An 18,257-nucleotide genomic window follows, 5' to 3' on the forward strand; every position below is an offset into this window, starting at 1 on the left:
CGTTCGGCAGTGCGGGGGCGCGCCGGGAGGGCGGCTCGTCGACGGCGAGACGGGCGCGGAAGGCTCGGTGCTCGGGCCGAGACGGGCAGGGACCGGCTCGCCACAAGCACAGCCGAACCAGTGATCCGCGTGCCAGCGGATCGCTGTAGGCGGACGCGACCCGCTCCACCCGCCCCGCCATCTCCGGAAGCCGACCGCGGCGAGCCGGGCAGGGACCGGCTCGCTATCTGATCAGCCGCGACAGCAGCCGGTCGGCGAGGATCCTGCCGTCGGTCTGGCAGGTGGGGCAGTACTGGAGCGTGGAGTCGTGGAAGACCACCTGGCGGATCGTGTCGCCGCAGACGGGGCACGCCTCTCCTGTGCGGCCGTGGACGCGCATGCCGAGCTTCTTCTCGCGCTTGAGGTCGGCCGCGTGCAGGCCCTCGGCGCGGGCGAGCGCCTCCTCGAGTGTGTAGCGGAGGGCCGCGTAGAGGCGGTCCAGCTCGTCGGCGGTGAGCGCGGCGGGCTTGAAGGGCGACATGCGCGCCACGTGGAGGATCTCGTCCGAGTAGGCGTTGCCGATGCCGGCGATGCGGGACTGGTCGCGGAGGACGCCCTTCACCTGCGCCCGGCCCGCCGTGGCGAGGATCGCGCCGAGGATCTCCTCGGTGAACTCCGGGTCCAGCGGATCGGGACCCAGCCGGGCGACGCCCGGGACGTCGAGCGGATCGGCGACGATCGAGAGCGCGAGGCTCTTCTTGGTGCCGGCCTCCGTCACGTCGAACCCCGACCCGTCGTCGAGGACGAGCCGCGCGGCGAGCGGTCCCCGGCCGGGCTTCGCCGGCGCCGTCGGCCGCTCGGGCCGCCAGCGGACCCAGCCGGCGCGGGCGAGGTGCAGGAGGACGTGGGCCTCGCCGACTGCGAGGTCGAGGAACTTGCCGTGCCGCGATACTCCGTGGACGGTCTCGCCGGACAGAGCCGACGGCGGGATGGCGACGGTCTTGAGGGCGGAGATCGCGAACACGTCGAGCCGCTCGAGGACGCGTCCGCCCAGGCGCGCGTCGAGATCGAGGGCGAGGGCCTGGACCTCGGGGAGTTCGGGCATGCGACCACCCTGGCCCGCGGGTCCCGCACCGTCCACCCCTGGCGGAGTGGACGGCAGCCGGTCAGTCGCCGAAGCGCGTCGCCGCGACCTTCCGCAGGAACAGCTCGTGGAACCGGTAGTCGCCGGTGATCTCGGGGTGGAACGCCGTCCCGAGGAGGTTGCCCTGCTCGACCGCGACCACCCGCCCGTCGGCGACGCTGGCGAGCGCGGTCGCCCGCTCCCCCAGCTCCTCCACGACCGGTGCGCGGATGAAGACCGCGTGCACCGGCGGATCGCCGATGGCCGGCACGTCGAGATCGGTCTCGAAGGAGTCGAGCTGGTTGCCGAACGCGTTCCTCCGGACCGACACGTCCAGGCCGCCGAAGCTGCTCTGGCCGTCGATGCGGTCGAGGACCCGGTCGGCGAGCATGATCAGCCCGGCGCAGGTCCCGTAGACGGGCATCCCCGCACTGATCGCCTCGACGACCGGCTCCGCGAGGCCGAAGAGGCGCGACAGCTTGTCCATCACCGTGGACTCGCCGCCCGGGATGACCAGCCCCGCGACGGTGGCGAGCTCCTCCGGGCGTCGCACCAGCACCACCTCGGCGCCCAGCTCGCGCAGGACGTGCGCGTGCTCGCGGAAGTCGCCCTGCAGCGCGAGGACCCCGACGCGGAGCCCCTCGAGGGACTCCCGCGTCGATCCTGCGCCGGCGAGCGGCGCGTCGGCGCTACCAGCCACGCTCGGCGAGGCGGTGCGGCGCGGGCACGTCGGCCACGTTGATGCCGACCATCGCCTCGCCCAGGCCGCGCGAGGCCTCCGCGACGACCTTCGCGTCGTCGAAGAAGGTGGTCGCCTTCACGATCGCGGCCGCGCGCTTGGCGGGCTCGCCCGACTTGAAGACGCCGGAGCCGACGAACACGCCGTCGGCGCCCAGCTGCATCATCAGCGCCGCGTCGGCCGGGGTCGCGACCCCGCCGGCGGTGAAGAGGACGACGGGGAGCTTGCCGGTCCGGGCGATCTCGACGACCAGGTCGTAGGGGGCCTGCAGCTCCTTCGCGGCGACGTAGAGCTCGTCCTTGGTCATCGCCTTCAGGCGGTTGACCTCGCCGGAGATCGTGCGGATGTGCTTGGTCGCCTCGGAGACGTCGCCGGTGCCGGCCTCGCCCTTCGAGCGGATCATCGCTGCGCCCTCGGTGATGCGGCGCAGCGCCTCGCCCAGGTTGGTCGCTCCGCAGACGAAGGGGACGGTGAAGTTCCACTTGTCGATGTGGTTCACGTAGTCGGCGGGCGAGAGGACCTCGGACTCGTCGATGTAGTCGACGCCGAGCTCCTGCAGGATCTGCGCCTCGACGAAGTGGCCGATGCGCGCCTTCGCCATGACGGGGATCGACACGGCGGAGACGATGCCGTCGATCAGGTCGGGGTCGCTCATGCGTGCGACGCCGCCCTGCGAGCGGATGTCGGCGGGGACGCGCTCGAGCGCCATGACGGCGACCGCGCCGGCGTCCTCCGCGATGCGGGCCTGATCGGCGTCGACGACGTCCATGATGACGCCGCCCTTGAGCATCTCGGCGAGACCGCGCTTGACGCGGCTCGAGCCGAACTGCTCGGGAGCGGACGAGGACGGAGTGGTGGTGTCGGTCATGTTCGCGAGTCCTGTTCTGTGCGGCGACTTCCGCCGACGGCAGCTCCGAGTCTACGAGACGGCACCCACCGTCCGCGGCGCTGGACAGGGGGCCGGGCGGCGGTCTAGAGGCTCGGCCAGGCCGCCGCGAGGCTCGCCCGCACGTCGCCGAGCAGCTGCGGGAGCGCCTTCGTGCGGGCGATGATCGGGAAGAAGTTCGCGTCGGTCGCCCAGCGCGGAACCACGTGCTGGTGCAGGTGCGCGGCGATCCCCGCTCCCGCGACCGCGCCCTGGTTCATCCCGAGGTTGAAGCCGTCGTTGTTCGAAACCGAGCGGACGACGCGCATGGCCGTCTGCGTGAGCGCTCCGATCTCGGCCACTTCCTCGGGAGTGGCCTCGTCGTAGAGCGGGATGTGCCGGTACGGGCAGACCAGGAGGTGGCCGGAGTTGTACGGGAACAGGTTCAGCAGAACGTAGGCGTGCTCCCCGCGGGCGACGATGAGGGCCTCCTCGTCGCTCAGCGTCGGCGCCACGCAGAAGGGGCAGTCGTCGGCTCCGGGCTGCCCCTTCTGGATGTAGACCATCCGGTGCGGCGTCCACAGGCGCTGGAACTCGTCGGGAACCCCGGCGAGGTGCGCCGAGCCCTCCGCCCCCTCGGGCACGCAGCCGTCGCCCACGCTCAGACCTGCGCCTTCGAGGCGACGGCCTCGCGGATGCGCGCGACGGCGTCGGCGACCGGGATCCCGTTCTCCTGCGTGCCGTCGCGGAAGCGGAAGCTGACGGCTCCGGCGTCGCGGTCCTTCTCCCCCACGATCATCTGGAACGGCACCTTCTGCAGCGTGGCGTTGCGGATCTTCTTCTGCATCCGGTCGCTGGAGTAGTCGATCTCGGCGCGGATGCCCGACCGCTTGAGCTCGCCGACGACCTCCTCGAGGTAGGGCAGGTACTCGTCGGCGATCGGGATGCCCACGACCTGGACCGGCGACAGCCAGACCGGGAACGCCCCGGCGTAGTGCTCGGTGAGGATCGCGAAGAAGCGCTCGATGGAGCCGAAGAGCGCGCGGTGGATCATCACGGGCCGCTTCTTCGAGCCGTCCGAGGCCGTGTACTCGAGCTCGAAGCGCTCGGGCTGGTTGAAGTCGAGCTGAATGGTCGACATCTGCCAGGTGCGGCCGATGGCGTCGCGCGCCTGCACCGAGATCTTCGGACCGTAGAACGCCGCTCCTCCCGGATCCGGCACCAGCTCGAGACCGGAGGCGACGGCGACCGCGCGCAGCGACTCGATCGCCTCCTCCCACTGCTCGGGCGCACCGACGAACTTCGGGTTGCCCTCCTCGTTCGTGGACAGCTCGAGGTAGAAGTCGTCGAGGCCGTAGTCGCGCAGCACCTGCAGCACGAACTCGAGGTTGCGGGTCAGCTCGGCCGACACGTCCTCCTGCGCGACGTAGATGTGGGCGTCGTCCTGGGTCAGGCCGCGCACGCGGGTGAGGCCCTGCAGGGTGCCGCTCTTCTCGTAGCGGTACACGGTGCCGAACTCGGCCAGGCGCAACGGGAGCTCGCGGTAGCTGCGGCCGCGCGAGCGGAAGATCAGGTTGTGGAACGGGCAGTTCATGGGCTTGAGGTAGTAGTCCTGGCCCTGGCGGGTGACGTTGCCGTCCTCGTCCTGCAGCTCGTCGAGGTGCATCGGGGGGAACATCCCCTCGGAGTACCACTGCAGGTGCCCGCTCGTGAGGAACAGGTCGCCCTTGGTGATGTGCGGCGTGTAGACGAGCTCGTAGTCGTGGGCGAGCAGCTGCTCGCGCATGTACTGCTCGATCTCGTAGCGGATGATCCCGCCCTTGGGGTGGAAGACCGCGAGGCCGGAGCCGATCTCGTCCGGGAAGGAGAACAGGTCGAGCTCGTGGCCGAGCTTGCGGTGGTCGCGGCGCGCCGCCTCCTCGAGGCGGGCCTGGTGCTCGCGCAGCTCGTCCTTCGTGGGCCACGCGGTGCCGTAGACGCGCTGCAGCTGCGGGTTCTTCTCCGAGCCGCGCCAGTAGGCGGCAGCGTTGCGGGTCAGGGCGTAGCCGTTGCCGATCATGCGGGTGTTGGGCAGATGCGGGCCGCGGCAGAGGTCCTTCCAGACCGTCTCGCCGGAACGCGGGTCGACGTTGTCGTAGATGGTGAGCTCGGCGCCGCCGACCTCGACGCTCTCGTCCTCGGCTCCCCCGCCCTTGATCCCGATCAGCTCGAGCTTGTAGGGCTCGCCGGCGAGCTCGGCGCGCGCCTCCTCCTCGGAGACGACGCGGCGCACGAACCGCTGGCCCTGGCGGACGATGCGGTCCATCGCCTTCTCGAGCGCCTTCATCGCCTCGGGCGTGAAGGGCTCCTCGACGTCGAAGTCGTAGTAGAAGCCGTCGGTGACGGGCGGGCCGATGCCCAGCTTCGCCTCCGGGTTGATCTGCTGCACCGCCTGCGCGAGCACGTGGGCCGCGGAGTGGCGGAGGATGTTCAGCCCGTCCGGCGAGGAGATGAGCACCGGCTCGATGCGGTCGCCCGGCACGACGTCGGCGGCGAGGTCCTTGAGCTCCCCGTTGACGCGGATCGCGACCACGGCCCGGTCGGTGAAGTGCGTGAATCCCGTGCCCGCCTCGGTGACGACCGAGTGGGACTCGTTCTCTGCGGGATTCGACGGTTCGTTCGACACGTGCGGGCACTCCTCGGGCTCGGTTGACCCCTCGACTGTAGTCGGCGGCGGCCTCTACCCGAGCGCGTCGCGCACGCGGACGCCGAGCGCGCGCAGAGCGGAGGAGAGCTCGTCCCGGTCGGCGCCGGGGAGCACGAGCGAGCTGCGCTCGAGCTGGTGCAGGAGGACCTCCTCCAGGCCGGGCGGCAGGGAGTCCACGGCGAGCGCCCCCTCGAGTGCGGCGAGCACGGCGACGACGGCCACCGCGTCGCGTGCCGCGAGTCTGCGTGCGCTGATCTCCATGCGTCTCCGTCCGTGTCGTCCGACCCCGTCACCCTGCCGACAGGACGTGCCCCGGAGAGGGGCGCGGGGGCGACCGGTGCGCAATCCGTCCAGGTGGCATCCTGGTCCGATGGGTGCCGGTCCTGCGCTGCAGCGCTTCACGCGCTCCGGGGCCGACCTGGAGGAGGCGCGGCGCTTCTACTCGGACGGCTACGGCGGGTCGGGATTCCGGACGGAACCGGTCGAGCGGCCCTTCTCCTTCCGCTACGACGTCTCCGGGAGCGAGGGCGTGAGCCTGCGGACGTCGGTGTTCCGGGGCTCCGTGTCCGGGGGGCTGCGTCCGGCGGGCGAGTACGTCGTCTCGTGGTTCCTCTCCGGCACGAGCGTGGTGGACCCGGAGGGCGATCGGATCGTCCATCTGCCGGGGCGGCCGGTCGTGTTCCCCAGCGCGCGTCCGTTCGAGTTCGTCAGCCGAGACTTCCAGCAGCGGCTCGTGCACGTGGCCGCCGGCCTCCTCGAGCAGGTCGCGTCCGAGGCCGGCGACGGCGTGCCGCTGCCGCTCGTCTTCGACCACCGCTCGATCGCCTCCGCGTCGGCACTCCCGGGCTGGTGGCGGGCGGTCGACGACTTCGCGGGCGTCCTCCGGTCGGGCCGCGAGGCGACAGCGCTGCAGCTCGTGGCGGCCGAGCGCGGCGTCGCTCTGCACCTGCTCGCGACCTTCGCGCACCGGCCGGTCGTCGTTCCGGCGCAGGTGCTGCGGCCGGGGCTCGAGCACCTGCTGCGTGCCGCCGAGTTCCTGCACGCGTTCGCCGCGTCGCCCGTCACCGTGTCCGACATCGCGACAGCGGCGGGGCTCACTCCGCGGGCGCTGCAGGCCGCGTTCCGGAGGCACTTCGGCGACACTCCGCTCGGCTACCTGCGCGGCGTGCGTCTCGACCGGGCGCGCGTCGAGCTGCGCGAGGGCGCTCCGGGCGAGGAGACCGTGCGCGCCGTCTCCGCGCGCTGGGGCTTCCTCAACCAGGGCCGCTTCTCGGGGGCGTACCACCGCCGCTTCGGCGAGTACCCGGTGGAGACCCTGCGCCGCTGACGCTCAGGCGCCGGGAGCGAGATCGCGGGCGTAGCAGACCGAGTGCTCGGACCCGATGTAGGCGCCGAACGGCGGGATGGCGTGGTAGCCCTCCCGGAGGTAGAACCGCATCGCGTCGGGCTGGAGCGTCCCGGTCTCCAGCACCAGGCGCGTCGTGCCCAGAGCGGCCGCCCGCGCCTCGAGCGCGCGCAGGACGGCCGTGGCCGCTCCGGTGCCGCGGGCGGCGCGGTCGGCGAACATCCGCTTCACCTCGATCGCCCCCGGTCCGAGGACGTCGTCGTCGAGAGGCCGCAGTCCGCCGCAGGCCACCGCCGTGCCGCTCGCGTTGCGGGCGACGAGGAAGACGGGCACGTCGTCGGCCGAGGGCGGCGTGCCGGGCTCGTGGTCGTCGTTGCCGTAGCGCTCGTCGAGCTCGCGCCGCTGCGCGTCGCGCAGACGCTCGGCGTCCGGGTGGGTCCACGCCACCTCGTCGATGGTCCAGCTCATGAGGGCTCCTCCCGGCCGCGCGAGGGGCACGGCCGAGGCCATTCTGCCGCGCCCGCCCCCTCCGGCCGGCCCGGTGGCAACCCCTTCCGCGCCGGGCCGCAGCGGGCGTCGACTGGAGGCCCACCGACGAAAGGACTCACCGTGCTCTCCGACTCCCCCATCGGCCCCGTTCTGCTCTCCCGCGACCTCGCCGCCTCCCGCGCCTTCTACGCCGGCTCCCTGGGACTGGAGGTCCTCGAGGAGAGCGAGTCGGCGATCGCCTACTCCTGCGGCGGCACCCGGCTCACCGTCACCGCCAGCACCACGGGCTCGAAGGACGAGCAGACCAAGGCCGCCTGGCGGGTGGCCGACCTGCGCGCCGAGCTGGACGCGCTGGCGACTCGGGGCGTGGCTCCGGAGGACTACGACAGCGACGAGCTGCGCACCGAGAACGGCGTGGCCGACCGCGGCAGCGTCTGGGCGGCCTGGATCCTCGATCCCGACGGGAACGCGCTCGGCTTCGAGCAGCCCAAGAGCTGATCGGCGCCGCTCTAGACTCGCCCCATGCCCGACGACTCCGCTCCGCTGCCCGCGCCCGGGTGGTACCCGCACCCGGCCGACCTCGGCTCGGAGCTCTACTGGGACGGCGCGGCGTGGACGGACCGGTCCCGCCCGTCCTCCTCGGCGCCCGCTCCCGCCTACGGCACGCCCCCGGGCGCTCCGGAGCGGGAGCTGTACGCCTATCCGTCCGCCCCGTCCTCCGCGGCGGGCCGCAACCCCATGGCGATCGCGAGCCTCGTGCTCGGCGTCCTGAGCCTGCTGATCAATCCGCTGCTGATCCCCTCGATCCTCGCCATCGTCTTCTCGGCGAAGGGCCGGGCGGCCGCACCGCTCGTCGGAGGCGGTCGCGGGCTCGCGACGGCCGGACTCGTCACCGGGATCCTCGGTCTGGTGTCGGGCGTCTTCACCATCGTCGGCAACCTCTCGGCCGGGGTCCCCGGCCTGGCCGGCTGACCGGGGTGCCGCGGCCCTCGACGCCCCGATGACCGCGCGCCGGAGCGCTCCCTGGCTCCTCGTCGTGGCGGTCGCCCTGGTCGCGCTGGTCCTGCGCGGTCCGATCGTCGCCGTCGCGCCCATCATCGACGCGGTGCGCGAGGACCTCGCGCTGTCCGCGGGCCAGGCGGGGATCCTCACCAGCATCCCCGTGCTCTGCTTCGCCCTGGCGACTCCGCTCGCCCTCCTGGTGATCCGCCGCGCGGGACCCGACGCCGCCGTGACCGTCACGGTGATCGGCGTCGCGCTCGGCACGATCGTCCGATCGATCGGCGACGTGGGACCGGCCGTGGCGGGCACCATCCTGATCGGCGTCTCCATCACGATCGGCAACGTCGTCCTCCCCGTCGTGATCCGGCGGGACGTCGCTCCCGAGCGCGTCGACCTCACGACGGGCGTCTACACCGCAGCCCTCAACGTCGGCTCGACGATCACCTCGCTCGGCACCGCTCCGCTCGCTCTGGCGCTCGGCTGGCGCGGCGCCCTGCTCGTCTGGCTCGCCCTCAACGCCCTCGCTCTGGCCGGCTGGCTCGTGGCCGTAGGGCCTCGGGCGGCCCTGCGTCCGACTCCCCGCCCGGCCCGCGCCGACCGCGCACCGGCCGCACCGGCTCCGCGGATCTTCCGCAGCGCGACCGTGCTGGCGCTCGCGCTCTGCTTCTCGAGCCAGGCGTTCTCGTACTACGGAGTGACGGCGTGGCTCCCCTCGCTGCTCGTCGACCGCAACGGCTTCTCGATCGCGACCGCGGGCGCGAGCGCCTCGGTGTTCCAGCTCGCCGCGGTCGCCGGCGCCCTCGGCGTCCCGCTCCTGGTCCGGAGGCTCGGACCCCTGGGGGGCATCGTGCTCGTCGGCCTCCTCTGGTGCACGGTGCCGGCGGGGCTGCTGCTCGCGCCGCAGCTCTGGGCGCTCTGGTGCGTGCTGGGCGGCGCGGCCCAGGGCGGAGGATTCACGGTGGTCTTCGTGCTCGTCGTGCGGCTCTCCCGCTCCGACGCTCACGCGTCGCGGCTCTCGGCCACGGTGCAGGGGATCGGCTACGCCGTGGCCGCCACCGCCCCGACCGTCATCGGCTTCGCGCACGACGCGAGCGGCGGCTGGGAGGCTCCCCTGCTGACCGTCCTCGCCGCGACCTGCTCCTTCCTCCTCTTCGGCACCCTCGCCGCTGCGCGCCAGCGCCGGGCCTGACCCGCGACACGAACGGCCGCGCCGTCAAGGGGGCCGTCCGACGACTGTCGGCCCCGTAGCGTGTCCGCATGGCCGAGCAGAGCACGACCCGCGAGAAGACAGCGCCCGATCCCGACGATTCCCGGAAGCCCGACGATGTCACCGACATCACCAGGCGCTCCTGGTTCTACGTCCTCAAGAAGACGGCTCGCGAGTTCGGCGCGGACCAGTGCACCGACCTCGCCGCCGCGCTCACCTACTACGCCGTGCTCGCGCTCTTCCCCGCCCTGCTCGCGATCGTGTCGGTGCTGGGGCTCTTCGGCCAGGCGCAGGCCACCACCGATCTGGTGCTCGACCTGATCGGGAACCTCGCGTCGAGCGAGGTCGTCGACCTGCTGCGCGACCCGATCCAGGCGCTGACCAGCTCCTCCGCCGCGGGTCTCGCCTTCGTGACCGGTGTCGTCGGAGCGATCTGGTCCGCCTCCGGCTACGTCGGCGCCTTCGGCCGCGCGATGAACCGCGTCTACCAGATCGACGAGGGGCGCCCCTTCTGGAAGCTCCGCCCGACGATGCTCGGCGTGACCGTGGTGACGGTCGTCCTGATCGTGATCGCGGCGCTCATCCTGGTGCTCAGCGGACCGGTCGCGACCGCCGTCGGCGACGTCGTGGGCCTCGGGCCCGCCGCCCTCACCGTGTGGAACATCGCGAAATGGCCGGTGCTCGTGGTCATCGCGATCGTGATCGTCGCGACCCTGTACTACTGGGCGCCCAACATCCGCCAGCCGAAGTTCCGCTGGATCAGCATCGGATCGATCGTCGCCCTGGCGATCTGGCTGATCGCCTCGACCGGCTTCGCGTTCTACGTGGCCAACTTCTCCAACTACAACAAGACCTACGGCTCGCTCGGCGCGGTGATCGTCTTCCTCCTCTGGATCTGGATCACCAACATCGCACTGCTCTTCGGCGCGGAGTTCGACGCCGAACTCGAGCGCGGACGCGAGCTGCAGGCGGGCATCGAGGCGGAGGAGACCATCCAGCTCCCCCCGCGCGACACCGCCGCGAGCGACAAGAAGGCGGCAGTGCACGAGAAGGACGTCCGCGACGGGCGCTGGCTGCGGCTGGCGAGCGAGAACCGCAGCGACGAGGGCACGGCCCAGGACGACGAGGCCGCGAAGAAGAAGTGACTCAGGACTCGGACGACCAGAGCGCGCGGTAGTAGGCCGCGCGCTCGTCGTCCGGATCCGCTCCGTACTCCGCGAGGAGCAGCGGGGTGTGGCCGGGGCCGTAGTTCCAGCCGAGGCTGACGGCGGCGACCGCCAGATCCGCCCAGCGGTCACCCACGCCCAGGTCGCCGACGTCGACCGTGCCGCTCCAGCGTCCGTCGTCGTCGACGAGCGTGTTCGGAGCGCACGCGTCGCCGTGCACCACGACGGGGTCCACGAGCTCCGGAGCCGCGCCGAGCGCCGACGGCCGGCGCGCGAACCAGGAGTCGTCGCGCAGCTCCTCGGGCACCGCGTCGACGGGGAGCGCGTGGACCGCCCGCAGGCCGGCCGCGATCGCGCGGACGGCCTCCTCCGGCCGGGCTGTCCACTCCGGGTCGACGGCGCTCCGCCCGGCCAGCGGTGCGGTGAGGAGCCACTGCCCCTCCTCGTCCTCGCCCGCCTCCAGGATCCGGGGCGCGTCGATCCGCCCCTCCAGCTAGCGCAGACGCGCGATCTCGCGACGGAGGTCGACGCCCGTGGACCGGGGATTCCACTTCAGGTACCCGGCGTCCACGCGGAAGGTCAGCCCGTCGAGCTCGTTGCGCCAGACGAGCGCCGGATCGGTGCCGCCGTTCAGGCGCCTCGCCGGCGACGGGATCCGGACGCCCTCGAGCGAGGACTGCCGTGCGAGGTCCGGACCGCTCATGCCCTCAGGGTAGGCGCCCCGATCCTGAGAGGATCCGCATGCCGCGGACCGCGCCACCCGCCTCCTCCGAGCAGCGCGCCCTTACCCTGACGGGCGTGCCGGAGCAGCCGCCCGGCGCGATCCGGTGACGAGGGAGCCCCCGTGACGCAGAGCGACGACGACCGCGGGCCCGTGCAGCCCGACTTCTCGAAGGAGCAGGAGGGCTACCGTCCCGGGCTCAAGCCCCGGCAGCTGCAGATGATCGCCATCGGCGGCGCGATCGGCACCGGCCTCTTCCTCGGCGCGGGCGGCCGACTCGCCACCGCCGGTCCCTCGCTCGTCGTCGTGTACGCGGTCTGCGGCGTCTTCGCCTACCTGATCCTCCGCGCGCTCGGCGAGCTGGTCCTGCACCGGCCGAGCTCGGGCTCCTTCATCTCCTACGCCCGCGAGTTCCTGGGCGAGAAGGCCGCCTTCGTCGCCGGATGGATGTACTTCCTGAACTGGGCGATGACCGCGATCGCCGACGTCACCGCGGTGGCCCTGTACGTGAAGTACTGGTCGCTCTTCTCCTCCGTGCCCCAGTGGCTCCTCGCACTCATCGCCCTGGTCGTCGTGCTCTCGCTGAACCTCGTCTCGGTCAAGGTCTTCGGGGAGCTGGAGTTCTGGTTCGCGCTCATCAAGGTCACGGCGCTGGTGGTCTTCCTGGTGATCGGCGTCGTCGTGCTCGCCGCGGGCTGGCCGCTGCAGTCCGGCGGCGTCTCCGTGGACCCCGGGATCAGCCTCTGGAACGACAACGGCGGCATCCTGCCCGGCGGCCTGATCGCCAGCGTCCTGGTCGTCCAGGGCGTGGTGTTCGCCTACTCCGGAGTCGAGCTTGTCGGCACGGCGGCGGGCGAGACCGCGGAGCCGGCGAAGGTCATCCCGCGCGCGATCAACTCGGTCATCCTGCGCATCGCCGTCTTCTACGTCGGCTCGGTGCTGCTGCTGACGCTGCTGCTGCCCTACACGGCCTACTCGAAGGGCGAGAGCCCGTTCGTCACGTTCTTCAGCTCGCTGGGCGACGGCTCCTCGGGCGAGATCGCCGGATCGATCATGAACTTCGTCGTGCTGACGGCCGCGCTCTCCAGCATCAACGCCGGGCTCTACTCGACCGGCCGCATCCTCCGCTCCATGGCGCTCAACGGCTCCGCCCCCGCCTTCACCGGCCGGATGAACAAGCAGGGCGTCCCCTACGGCGGCATCCTGCTCACGGCGAGCATCACCCTGATCGGGATCGTGCTGAACCTCTTCGTGCCGTCCGAGGCCTTCGAGATCGTCCTCAACGTCTCGGCGCTGGGCATCGTCACGGGCTGGGGCATGATCGTCCTCTGCCAGATGCAGCTGCAGCGCTGGGCGGCCCAGGGGCGCCTGGAGCGCCCGTCCTTCCGGATGCCCGGCGCCCCGGTGACCTCGTGGCTCACCCTGGCGTTCCTGGTGATCGTGGTGGTCCTCATCGCCGTCGACTTCCCGACCGGCACCTGGACCGTGGGGATCGTCGCGGTGGTCGGCGTGCCCGCCCTGATCGTGGGCTGGCACGTCGCGAAGCCGCGCATCCTGGCGATCGCGTCCGCCCGTGACGGCTTCACCGGCGCCCACCCCGTGATCGCCGCCCGTCCGGCCTCCGAGGCCAAGCGCGACGGGAACGAGCGGCGCCGCGAGTAGCGCGGGTCAGCGCCGGCGGAGGTAGCGCAGGAGCAGCGTGTCGCCGGCGCTGAGCACGTGCGCCAGGTGCTGCGGGCGCGGTCCGGGGACGTCGCCGCGGGCGAGCCTCCCGGAGTCCCCCGCCTCGAGCGTCGGAGCGACGGTCAGGCAGAGCTCGTCGACGGCGTCCGCGGCGAGGAGGGTCCCGAGCAGCGACGGACCGCCCTCGCAGTGGATCCTGCCGAGCCCCCGCTCCGCGAGCTGCGCCCGCATCCGCGTCGCGTCGAGCTCTGCGTCGCCGCAGACGAGCACGTCGGCGACCTCGGCGAGCTCCGCGCGGCGGCGGGCCGGCGAGGAGCCGGTGGTCACGACGATCGGGCGCACCGGCGCCTCGGTGAAGATCCGCGAGTCGGGATCGAGGTCGAGCGACCCCGAGACGATCGCGAAGACGGGCTGCGGGGCGAGCCCGGTGCCGAGCCGGGACCGCACGGACTCGTCGCTCAGCACCATCGGGCCGTAGCCCTCGGTCCGCACCGTGCCGGCCGCGACGAGCACGACGTCGGCGAGCCGGCGGAGCAGGTCGAACACGCGCAGGTCCGCCGCGCCCCCGAGATCGCCCGAGACGCCGTCACGGGTGACCGCGCCGTCGACGCTCGCGACGAAGTTGACCCGGAGCCACTCCTCGCCCGCCCCGTCCGCGTAGAGGGCCAGCAGAGCCTCGTCGGACAGGTCCTGCCCGGCCGGCGACAGGCCGTCGATGCGGGCGCTCACGCCGCCGGCTCCACGTTGTGGCGGAGGAAGACGGGCGCCCGCCAGCCCAGCACCGCCTCCGTCATCCGCACGGCGTCCACCGCCTGGCGCACGTCGTGCATGCGCACGATCCGCGCACCGTTCAGGATGCAGATCACCGCGGCGGCGAGGGAGCCCTCGAGGCGCTCCCCCTGCGGCCGGTCCAGCGCCTCGCCGATGAAGTCCTTGTTGGACACCGCGGCGAGCACCGGGAAGCCGAGCGCGGCCACCTCGCCCAGCCGGCGGGTGAGCTCGAGCGTGTGCAGGGTGTTCTTGTTCAGGTCGTGACCCGGATCGACGATGATCCTCCCGGCAGGCACTCCGCCCGAGAGCGCGCGATCGACGCGGCTCCGCAGATGGTCGACCACGGTCGCCACGACGTCGTCGTACTCGGGTCTCTCCGGCTCGCTGCGGGGGGCGCCCACGCTGTGGGTGATGACGAGCTGGGCGGAGGAGGAGGCGACGACCTCGAGCATCCGGGGGTCGTGCAGCCCGCTCGTGTCGTTGATGACGGAGGCGCCCGCGGCGATGCTCGCGCGCGCGACCTCGGCGCTCGTCGTGTCCACCGAGACGACCACGTCGCTCCGCTCCGCGATGCCCGCCACGACGGGGACGACCCGGTCGAGCTCCTCCTGGAGCGTGACGGCGGGGCCGCGGCCGAACGGCACTCCGCCGATGTCGACCCAGTCGGCGCCGAGCTCCGCGGCGCGCACGGCGGCCGCGATAGCGCTGTCCAGGGCGAAGGTGGAGCCCTTGTCGTAGAAGGAGTCGGGCGTGCGGTTCACGACCGCCATCACGGCCACCTGCCGCTCGAAGTCGAACTCTCGTCCGCCGATGTGCCGCGTGGTCATGGGCGCGTCCCTCCCGCTCGGAGCGCCGGGAGAAGGCCGGCGCCGCTCACCCTAGACGAGCGGAGTCGGCGGAGGCTGGAGCGGGCAGCCCTCGAGAAGCGCCTGGAAGAGGACGTGGTCCTGCCACTCCCCGGCGATCCGCAGGTAGCGCCGCGCGACGCCGATCCGCTCGAAGCCGTTGCGCTGCAGCACGGTCTGCGATCCGACGTTGTGGAGGAGCGTCCCGGCCTGCACGCGGTGCAGCCCCAGATCCTCACGCGCGGTGCGCAGGACGGCTCCGACCGCGCGGGTCATCACGCCGCGGCCCTGCAGACCGCTGTCGAGCCAGTAGCCGAGATCGCCGCTGTCGAAGGCGCCGCGGACGATGTTCGCGAGAGTCAGCCGACCGACGATCACGCCGCCCGCGTCCAGGACGAGCGGGAGGACGCTGCCGGCCCGGTGCGCGGCGAGCGCGTCCGCGACGGCGTCGGTCTGGCCCCCCGCCTCGAAGAAGCGGGTCGAGCGCGTCGGCTCCCAGGGCGCGAGGTGCCGGCGGTTGCGCCGGTACGCGGCGGCGAGGGCCGGTCCGTCGTCCCGCGAGACGAGCCGCAGGAGGGTGCCCTGGTCGTCGACGGGGATCGGGGCGGGCATCCTGCGAGGGTAGCGCCGGAGCCGGGAACGACAGAACCCCCGGCCAGGGGCCGGGGGTTCTCGTGGTGGGCGATACTGGGATCGAACCAGTGACCTCTTCCGTGTCAGGGAAGCGCGCTACCGCTGCGCCAATCGCCCGTTGCTCCGTGCGGAGCGCCTCGTTCGGTGAACGATCGAGGTGGATACGGGATTCGAACCCGTGTATACGGCTTTGCAGGCCGCTGCCTCGCCTCTCGGCCAATCCACCGTGTACGGGATTCGGTGTCGGCGGCCCGAGGGCCGACCAGGTGGGAGGCACCCGAGGGTACCGTCCCGATGACGCCGGTCCGAGGACCGGTGTTCGAGCGGATGACGAGATTCGAACTCGCGACCCTCACCTTGGCAAGGTGATGCGCTACCGCTGCGCCACATCCGCATGTAGGTCGTACTGGTGTTGCCGTCTTGCGTGTCGTGCTGTCGTGCTGCCTGTCCGGCGCTTTCGCTGCCCGGCTCGACCTAGAAGAATGTATACGACAGCGGCGCCGGAATCCAAATCGAGCGGACGCCGATCCCGCCGCTCGGAGTCCGATCCGCGTCTTTCCGCGCGAAACCGGCTCGTCGCCGTCCGTTCACCCGGGCGTGGCGGGCGTCGGCGGTGCATCCGGGCCCCGCGGATCCGCTACGATCGTCTCTCGGGTCGTCCAGTACGTCCCCCTGGGCGATTGGCGCAGTTGGTAGCGCGCTTCCTTCACACGGAAGAGGTCATCGGTTCGAGTCCGGTATCGCCCACCCTCACCCCCGGTCCTTGCTCATGCACTCGGCCGGGGGTTCTCTCGTCCCGCCGCGGCCGTCCTCCGTCGTCGCAGCGCCCAGTCGAAGGAGCCGACCCGCGATGATGGGCCGCTCGCACGCCGTCTCCGGTGCGCTCGCCTGGGCCGTCGCCGCCTCCGTGCCCGCCGTCGCCGGGCCCCTCGGCCTCGCGGGTCTCCCGCTCGACCTCCGACTGGTCGGCCTCGGAGTCGCCGCCGGCTGGGCCCTGGTGCCCGACGCGGACCACGCGAGCGCGACCGTCTCCCGCTCGGCGCCGGGCGCCTCCCTGCTCACGGCGACCGCGGGCCGGATCAGCGGAGGGCACCGGCACGGGATGCACTCGCTGCTCGCGGTCGCCGTCGTCTGGTACCTGGTGCCGGTGCTCACGGCGCTGCGCTTCCCGGTGCCGGTCGTCGGCCCCGTTGCCGTGGCCGCCGTGCTCACGCTGCCCGCCCTCGCGTTCGCCGCGAAGGCCGTCCGGGCCGCCCCCTCCTGGCGCATCGCCTGGGCCGGGGCGACGGTCGTCACGGTCCTGCTCGTCGCGCTCGCCGACGGCACCTGGGCGTGGCTCCGGGTCGCCGCGACGCTGGGCTACCTCGTGCACGTGGCCGGCGACGCCCTCACGACCGGCGGGATCAACTGGCTGTGGCCGCTGCGCGTGCGCCTGCCGCGGCGCCTGCGCCGGACACCGCTGCGCCACGTCTGGACCACCGGCGGCTACGCCGCGCTGCCCGTGCTGGGCTCCGCCGGGTCCTGGCGCGAGACGGTCCTCTACTGGCTCATGTCCGCGGCGACGATCGTGCTCACCGCCTCGATGATCACGGCAGAGCTGCTGTAGCCCGGGGCGCCCTCCTCAGAAGACCTTCCCCGGGTTCATGATCCCCAGCGGGTCGAACACGGCCTTGATCCCGCGCTGGAGCGCCAGCGAGTCCTCGCCCAGCTCCTCCGCCAGCCAGCGCCGCTTGAGCAGTCCCACGCCGTGCTCGCCCGTGAGCGTGCCGCCGAGGGCCAGGGCCGTGCGGAAGAGCTCCGCCGCGGCGCCCCAGACGTCCTCCCCCACGGGTCCGTCCCCCGCGGGCAGCACGAAGTTCGGATGGAGGTTCCCGTCCCCCGCGTGGGCGACGGTGGGGATGCTGAGCCCCGTCCGCTCCTCGATGCCGCGGATCGCCGCGAACATCGCCGGCAGCGCCGAGCGGGGCACGCAGACGTCCTCGATCAGCACCCGGCCCTCCGCCTCGAGCGCCGGGTGGAAGGCCCGGCGGACGGCCAGCAGAGCCTCGCCCTCGGCCGGGTCCTCGGTCGCCTCGGCGGCGCCCCCGGAGGCGGTCACGATCTCGAGGACGCGCTGCGACTCCTCCGCCGCTCCTCCGCCGTCCGTCTGGACGAGGAGGTAGGCGGCACCGCGGTCCAGGGCCGCTCCGGTGTAGCGCGAGATCGCGGCGAGCGCCGCCTCGTCTATCAGCTCCATCACCGCGGGACGGAGCCGCGCGGCGGTGATCGCAGCGGAGGCGGCGGCCGCGGCGACGACGCTCGGGAAGTACGCGCCGACCGTGACCACGCGCCCGGTCGGGATCGGGCGGAGCTTCACGGTGGCCTCCACGATGACGCCCAGCGTCCCCTCGGAGCCGGTCAGGAGCGCGGTGAGGTCGTACCCGGTGACTCCCTTCACGCTGCGGCGGCCGGTGCGGAGCAGGCGTCCATCGGGGAGGACGACCGTCAACCCGAGCACCGCCTCGCGGGTCACGCCGTACTTGGCGCACAGCAGCCCCCCGGCGTTCGTCGCGATGTTGCCGCCGATGCTCGAGATCGCGCGGCTCGCGGGGTCGGGCGAGAAGACGAGGCCGTGCGGAGCGACGGCGTCCGACAGCGCCTGATTGATGACCCCGGGCTCGACCACCGCCAGCTCGTCCTCGAGCGACACCTCGAGGATGCGGTCCATGGCGGCGGTCGAGAGGACGAGCGCTCCCTCGCTCGCCACTCCCCCGGCAGCGAGGCCCGTTCCCGCTCCGCGCGGCACGACCGGGAGCCGGTGCTCCGTCGCTATGCGCAGCGCCGCCTGCACGTCCTCGACCGAGCGGGCAGCGACGAGCGCGAGCGCGCGACCCGGTGCGGAGAAGCCCGACTTGTCGGTGTGCACGGCCTCGAACCCGGGGCCCTCGGTCAGGACCGCGTCGCCGAGCGCGTCGCGCAGCTGTCGGAGGATCTCGTGGTCGTGCATGGTTCACTCCGTGCGGT

Annotated in this window: 20 protein-coding genes and 4 tRNA genes; 8 read left to right on the forward strand and 16 right to left on the reverse strand. The window is 72.6% G+C overall.

The genetic code is table 11. The features are described 5' to 3' along the window. Window positions 1–223 precede the first annotated feature (223 nt). The 6 genes from C5D36_RS15125 to C5D36_RS15150 all read right to left on the reverse strand — a co-directional run bounded on the left by C5D36_RS15125 (window position 224) and on the right by C5D36_RS15150 (window position 5,653). On the reverse strand, window positions 224–1,084 hold the full coding sequence (locus tag C5D36_RS15125) for an Fpg/Nei family DNA glycosylase (protein ID WP_104296174.1): 861 nt from the start codon (window positions 1,082–1,084) through the stop codon (window positions 224–226). 61 nt (window positions 1,085–1,145) lie between these two features. Further along, window positions 1,146–1,718 (reverse strand): pyridoxal 5'-phosphate synthase glutaminase subunit PdxT, encoded by a 573-nt coding sequence (gene pdxT, locus C5D36_RS15130; protein WP_244229657.1) that lies wholly within the window; start codon window positions 1,716–1,718, stop codon window positions 1,146–1,148. A 73-nt stretch (window positions 1,719–1,791) separates the two neighbouring features. Further along, window positions 1,792–2,709, reverse strand: coding sequence for a pyridoxal 5'-phosphate synthase lyase subunit PdxS (gene pdxS / locus C5D36_RS15135; protein WP_104224629.1), 918 nt, complete (start codon window positions 2,707–2,709; stop codon window positions 1,792–1,794). 104 nt (window positions 2,710–2,813) lie between these two features. After that, a complete protein-coding gene (locus C5D36_RS15140) occupies window positions 2,814–3,365 on the reverse strand; it encodes an HIT domain-containing protein (RefSeq protein ID WP_258062960.1) in 552 nt (183 codons plus the stop codon). A 2-nt stretch (window positions 3,366–3,367) separates the two neighbouring features. Continuing rightward, window positions 3,368–5,278 (reverse strand): threonine--tRNA ligase, encoded by a 1,911-nt coding sequence (gene thrS / locus C5D36_RS15145; RefSeq protein WP_244230674.1) that lies wholly within the window; start codon window positions 5,276–5,278, stop codon window positions 3,368–3,370. 147 nt (window positions 5,279–5,425) lie between these two features. Next, the gene (locus C5D36_RS15150; protein WP_104296175.1) at window positions 5,426–5,653 is read right to left on the reverse strand and encodes a hypothetical protein; all 228 of its coding nucleotides are present in this window, start codon (window positions 5,651–5,653) and stop codon (window positions 5,426–5,428) included. Window positions 5,654–5,762: 109 nt separating this feature from the next. Between C5D36_RS15150 and C5D36_RS15155 the strand changes: the two genes are divergently transcribed. Beyond that, window positions 5,763–6,719, forward strand: coding sequence for an AraC family transcriptional regulator (locus tag C5D36_RS15155; protein ID WP_104327523.1), 957 nt, complete (start codon window positions 5,763–5,765; stop codon window positions 6,717–6,719). A gap of 3 nt (window positions 6,720–6,722) precedes the next feature. On the opposite strand, the gene C5D36_RS15160 is transcribed toward C5D36_RS15155, so the two are convergent. Beyond that, window positions 6,723–7,205, reverse strand: a complete 483-nt coding sequence (locus C5D36_RS15160; RefSeq protein ID WP_104296189.1) for a GNAT family N-acetyltransferase — start codon at window positions 7,203–7,205, stop codon at window positions 6,723–6,725. 141 nt (window positions 7,206–7,346) lie between these two features. Here C5D36_RS15160 and C5D36_RS16960 point away from each other — a divergent pair, with 141 nt between their 5' ends. The 4 genes from C5D36_RS16960 (at window position 7,347) to C5D36_RS15180 (ending at window position 10,580) form a co-directional block, all read left to right on the forward strand. After that, the gene (locus C5D36_RS16960) at window positions 7,347–7,724 is read left to right on the forward strand and encodes a VOC family protein (protein ID WP_104233325.1); all 378 of its coding nucleotides are present in this window, start codon (window positions 7,347–7,349) and stop codon (window positions 7,722–7,724) included. A gap of 24 nt (window positions 7,725–7,748) precedes the next feature. Next, on the forward strand, window positions 7,749–8,198 hold the full coding sequence (locus C5D36_RS15170) for a DUF2510 domain-containing protein (RefSeq protein WP_104296176.1): 450 nt from the start codon (window positions 7,749–7,751) through the stop codon (window positions 8,196–8,198). A gap of 28 nt (window positions 8,199–8,226) precedes the next feature. After that, window positions 8,227–9,417 carry a CynX/NimT family MFS transporter gene (locus C5D36_RS15175; protein WP_104296177.1) on the forward strand — a complete coding sequence of 397 codons (1,191 nt, stop codon included), beginning with the start codon at window positions 8,227–8,229 and terminating at the stop codon, window positions 9,415–9,417. A gap of 68 nt (window positions 9,418–9,485) precedes the next feature. After that, on the forward strand, window positions 9,486–10,580 hold the full coding sequence (locus tag C5D36_RS15180) for a YihY/virulence factor BrkB family protein (RefSeq protein ID WP_104296178.1): 1,095 nt from the start codon (window positions 9,486–9,488) through the stop codon (window positions 10,578–10,580). 1 nt (window position 10,581) lies between these two features. Here C5D36_RS15180 and C5D36_RS17245 read toward each other — a convergent pair whose 3' ends face one another. Both C5D36_RS17245 and C5D36_RS15190 read right to left on the reverse strand, forming a co-directional pair. Beyond that, window positions 10,582–10,908 carry a phosphotransferase gene (locus tag C5D36_RS17245; protein ID WP_258062961.1) on the reverse strand — a complete coding sequence of 109 codons (327 nt, stop codon included), beginning with the start codon at window positions 10,906–10,908 and terminating at the stop codon, window positions 10,582–10,584. 186 nt (window positions 10,909–11,094) lie between these two features. After that, window positions 11,095–11,304, reverse strand: coding sequence for a hypothetical protein (locus C5D36_RS15190; RefSeq protein ID WP_104296180.1), 210 nt, complete (start codon window positions 11,302–11,304; stop codon window positions 11,095–11,097). Window positions 11,305–11,445: 141 nt separating this feature from the next. On the opposite strand from C5D36_RS15190, the gene C5D36_RS15195 reads away from it, so the two are divergent. Beyond that, window positions 11,446–12,984, forward strand: a complete 1,539-nt coding sequence (locus C5D36_RS15195; protein ID WP_258062962.1) for an amino acid permease — start codon at window positions 11,446–11,448, stop codon at window positions 12,982–12,984. 6 nt (window positions 12,985–12,990) lie between these two features. On the opposite strand, the gene C5D36_RS15200 is transcribed toward C5D36_RS15195, so the two are convergent. The 6 genes from C5D36_RS15200 to C5D36_RS15225 form a co-directional block, all read right to left on the reverse strand. Continuing rightward, window positions 12,991–13,734 carry a pyrimidine reductase family protein gene (locus C5D36_RS15200; protein ID WP_104296181.1) on the reverse strand — a complete coding sequence of 248 codons (744 nt, stop codon included), beginning with the start codon at window positions 13,732–13,734 and terminating at the stop codon, window positions 12,991–12,993. After that, complete coding sequence (gene folP, locus C5D36_RS15205) at window positions 13,731–14,603, reverse strand: dihydropteroate synthase (RefSeq protein WP_104246762.1); 873 nt, start codon at window positions 14,601–14,603, stop codon at window positions 13,731–13,733. The genes C5D36_RS15200 and folP overlap by 4 nt, the downstream gene beginning before the upstream one ends. A gap of 51 nt (window positions 14,604–14,654) precedes the next feature. After that, window positions 14,655–15,233 carry a GNAT family N-acetyltransferase gene (locus tag C5D36_RS15210; RefSeq protein WP_104296182.1) on the reverse strand — a complete coding sequence of 193 codons (579 nt, stop codon included), beginning with the start codon at window positions 15,231–15,233 and terminating at the stop codon, window positions 14,655–14,657. Between the two features lie 63 nt (window positions 15,234–15,296). Next, window positions 15,297–15,371 (reverse strand) — tRNA-Val (locus C5D36_RS15215). 38 nt (window positions 15,372–15,409) lie between these two features. Beyond that, window positions 15,410–15,480, reverse strand: a tRNA-Cys gene (locus C5D36_RS15220). A 96-nt stretch (window positions 15,481–15,576) separates the two neighbouring features. Continuing rightward, window positions 15,577–15,648 (reverse strand) — tRNA-Gly (locus tag C5D36_RS15225). A gap of 280 nt (window positions 15,649–15,928) precedes the next feature. Here C5D36_RS15225 and C5D36_RS15230 point away from each other — a divergent pair. Together C5D36_RS15230 and C5D36_RS15235 are read left to right on the forward strand one after the other, a co-directional pair. Continuing rightward, window positions 15,929–16,001, forward strand: a tRNA-Val gene (locus C5D36_RS15230). Window positions 16,002–16,104: 103 nt separating this feature from the next. After that, window positions 16,105–16,860 (forward strand): metal-dependent hydrolase, encoded by a 756-nt coding sequence (locus tag C5D36_RS15235; protein WP_104269509.1) that lies wholly within the window; start codon window positions 16,105–16,107, stop codon window positions 16,858–16,860. A gap of 15 nt (window positions 16,861–16,875) precedes the next feature. On the opposite strand, the gene C5D36_RS15240 is transcribed toward C5D36_RS15235, so the two are convergent. Continuing rightward, window positions 16,876–18,240 carry an FAD-binding oxidoreductase gene (locus tag C5D36_RS15240; protein ID WP_104296184.1) on the reverse strand — a complete coding sequence of 455 codons (1,365 nt, stop codon included), beginning with the start codon at window positions 18,238–18,240 and terminating at the stop codon, window positions 16,876–16,878. Window positions 18,241–18,257 lie beyond the last annotated feature (17 nt).

It is taken from the genome of Rathayibacter sp. AY1C6 (assembly GCF_002931535.1).
Classification (GTDB): domain Bacteria; phylum Actinomycetota; class Actinomycetes; order Actinomycetales; family Microbacteriaceae; genus Rathayibacter.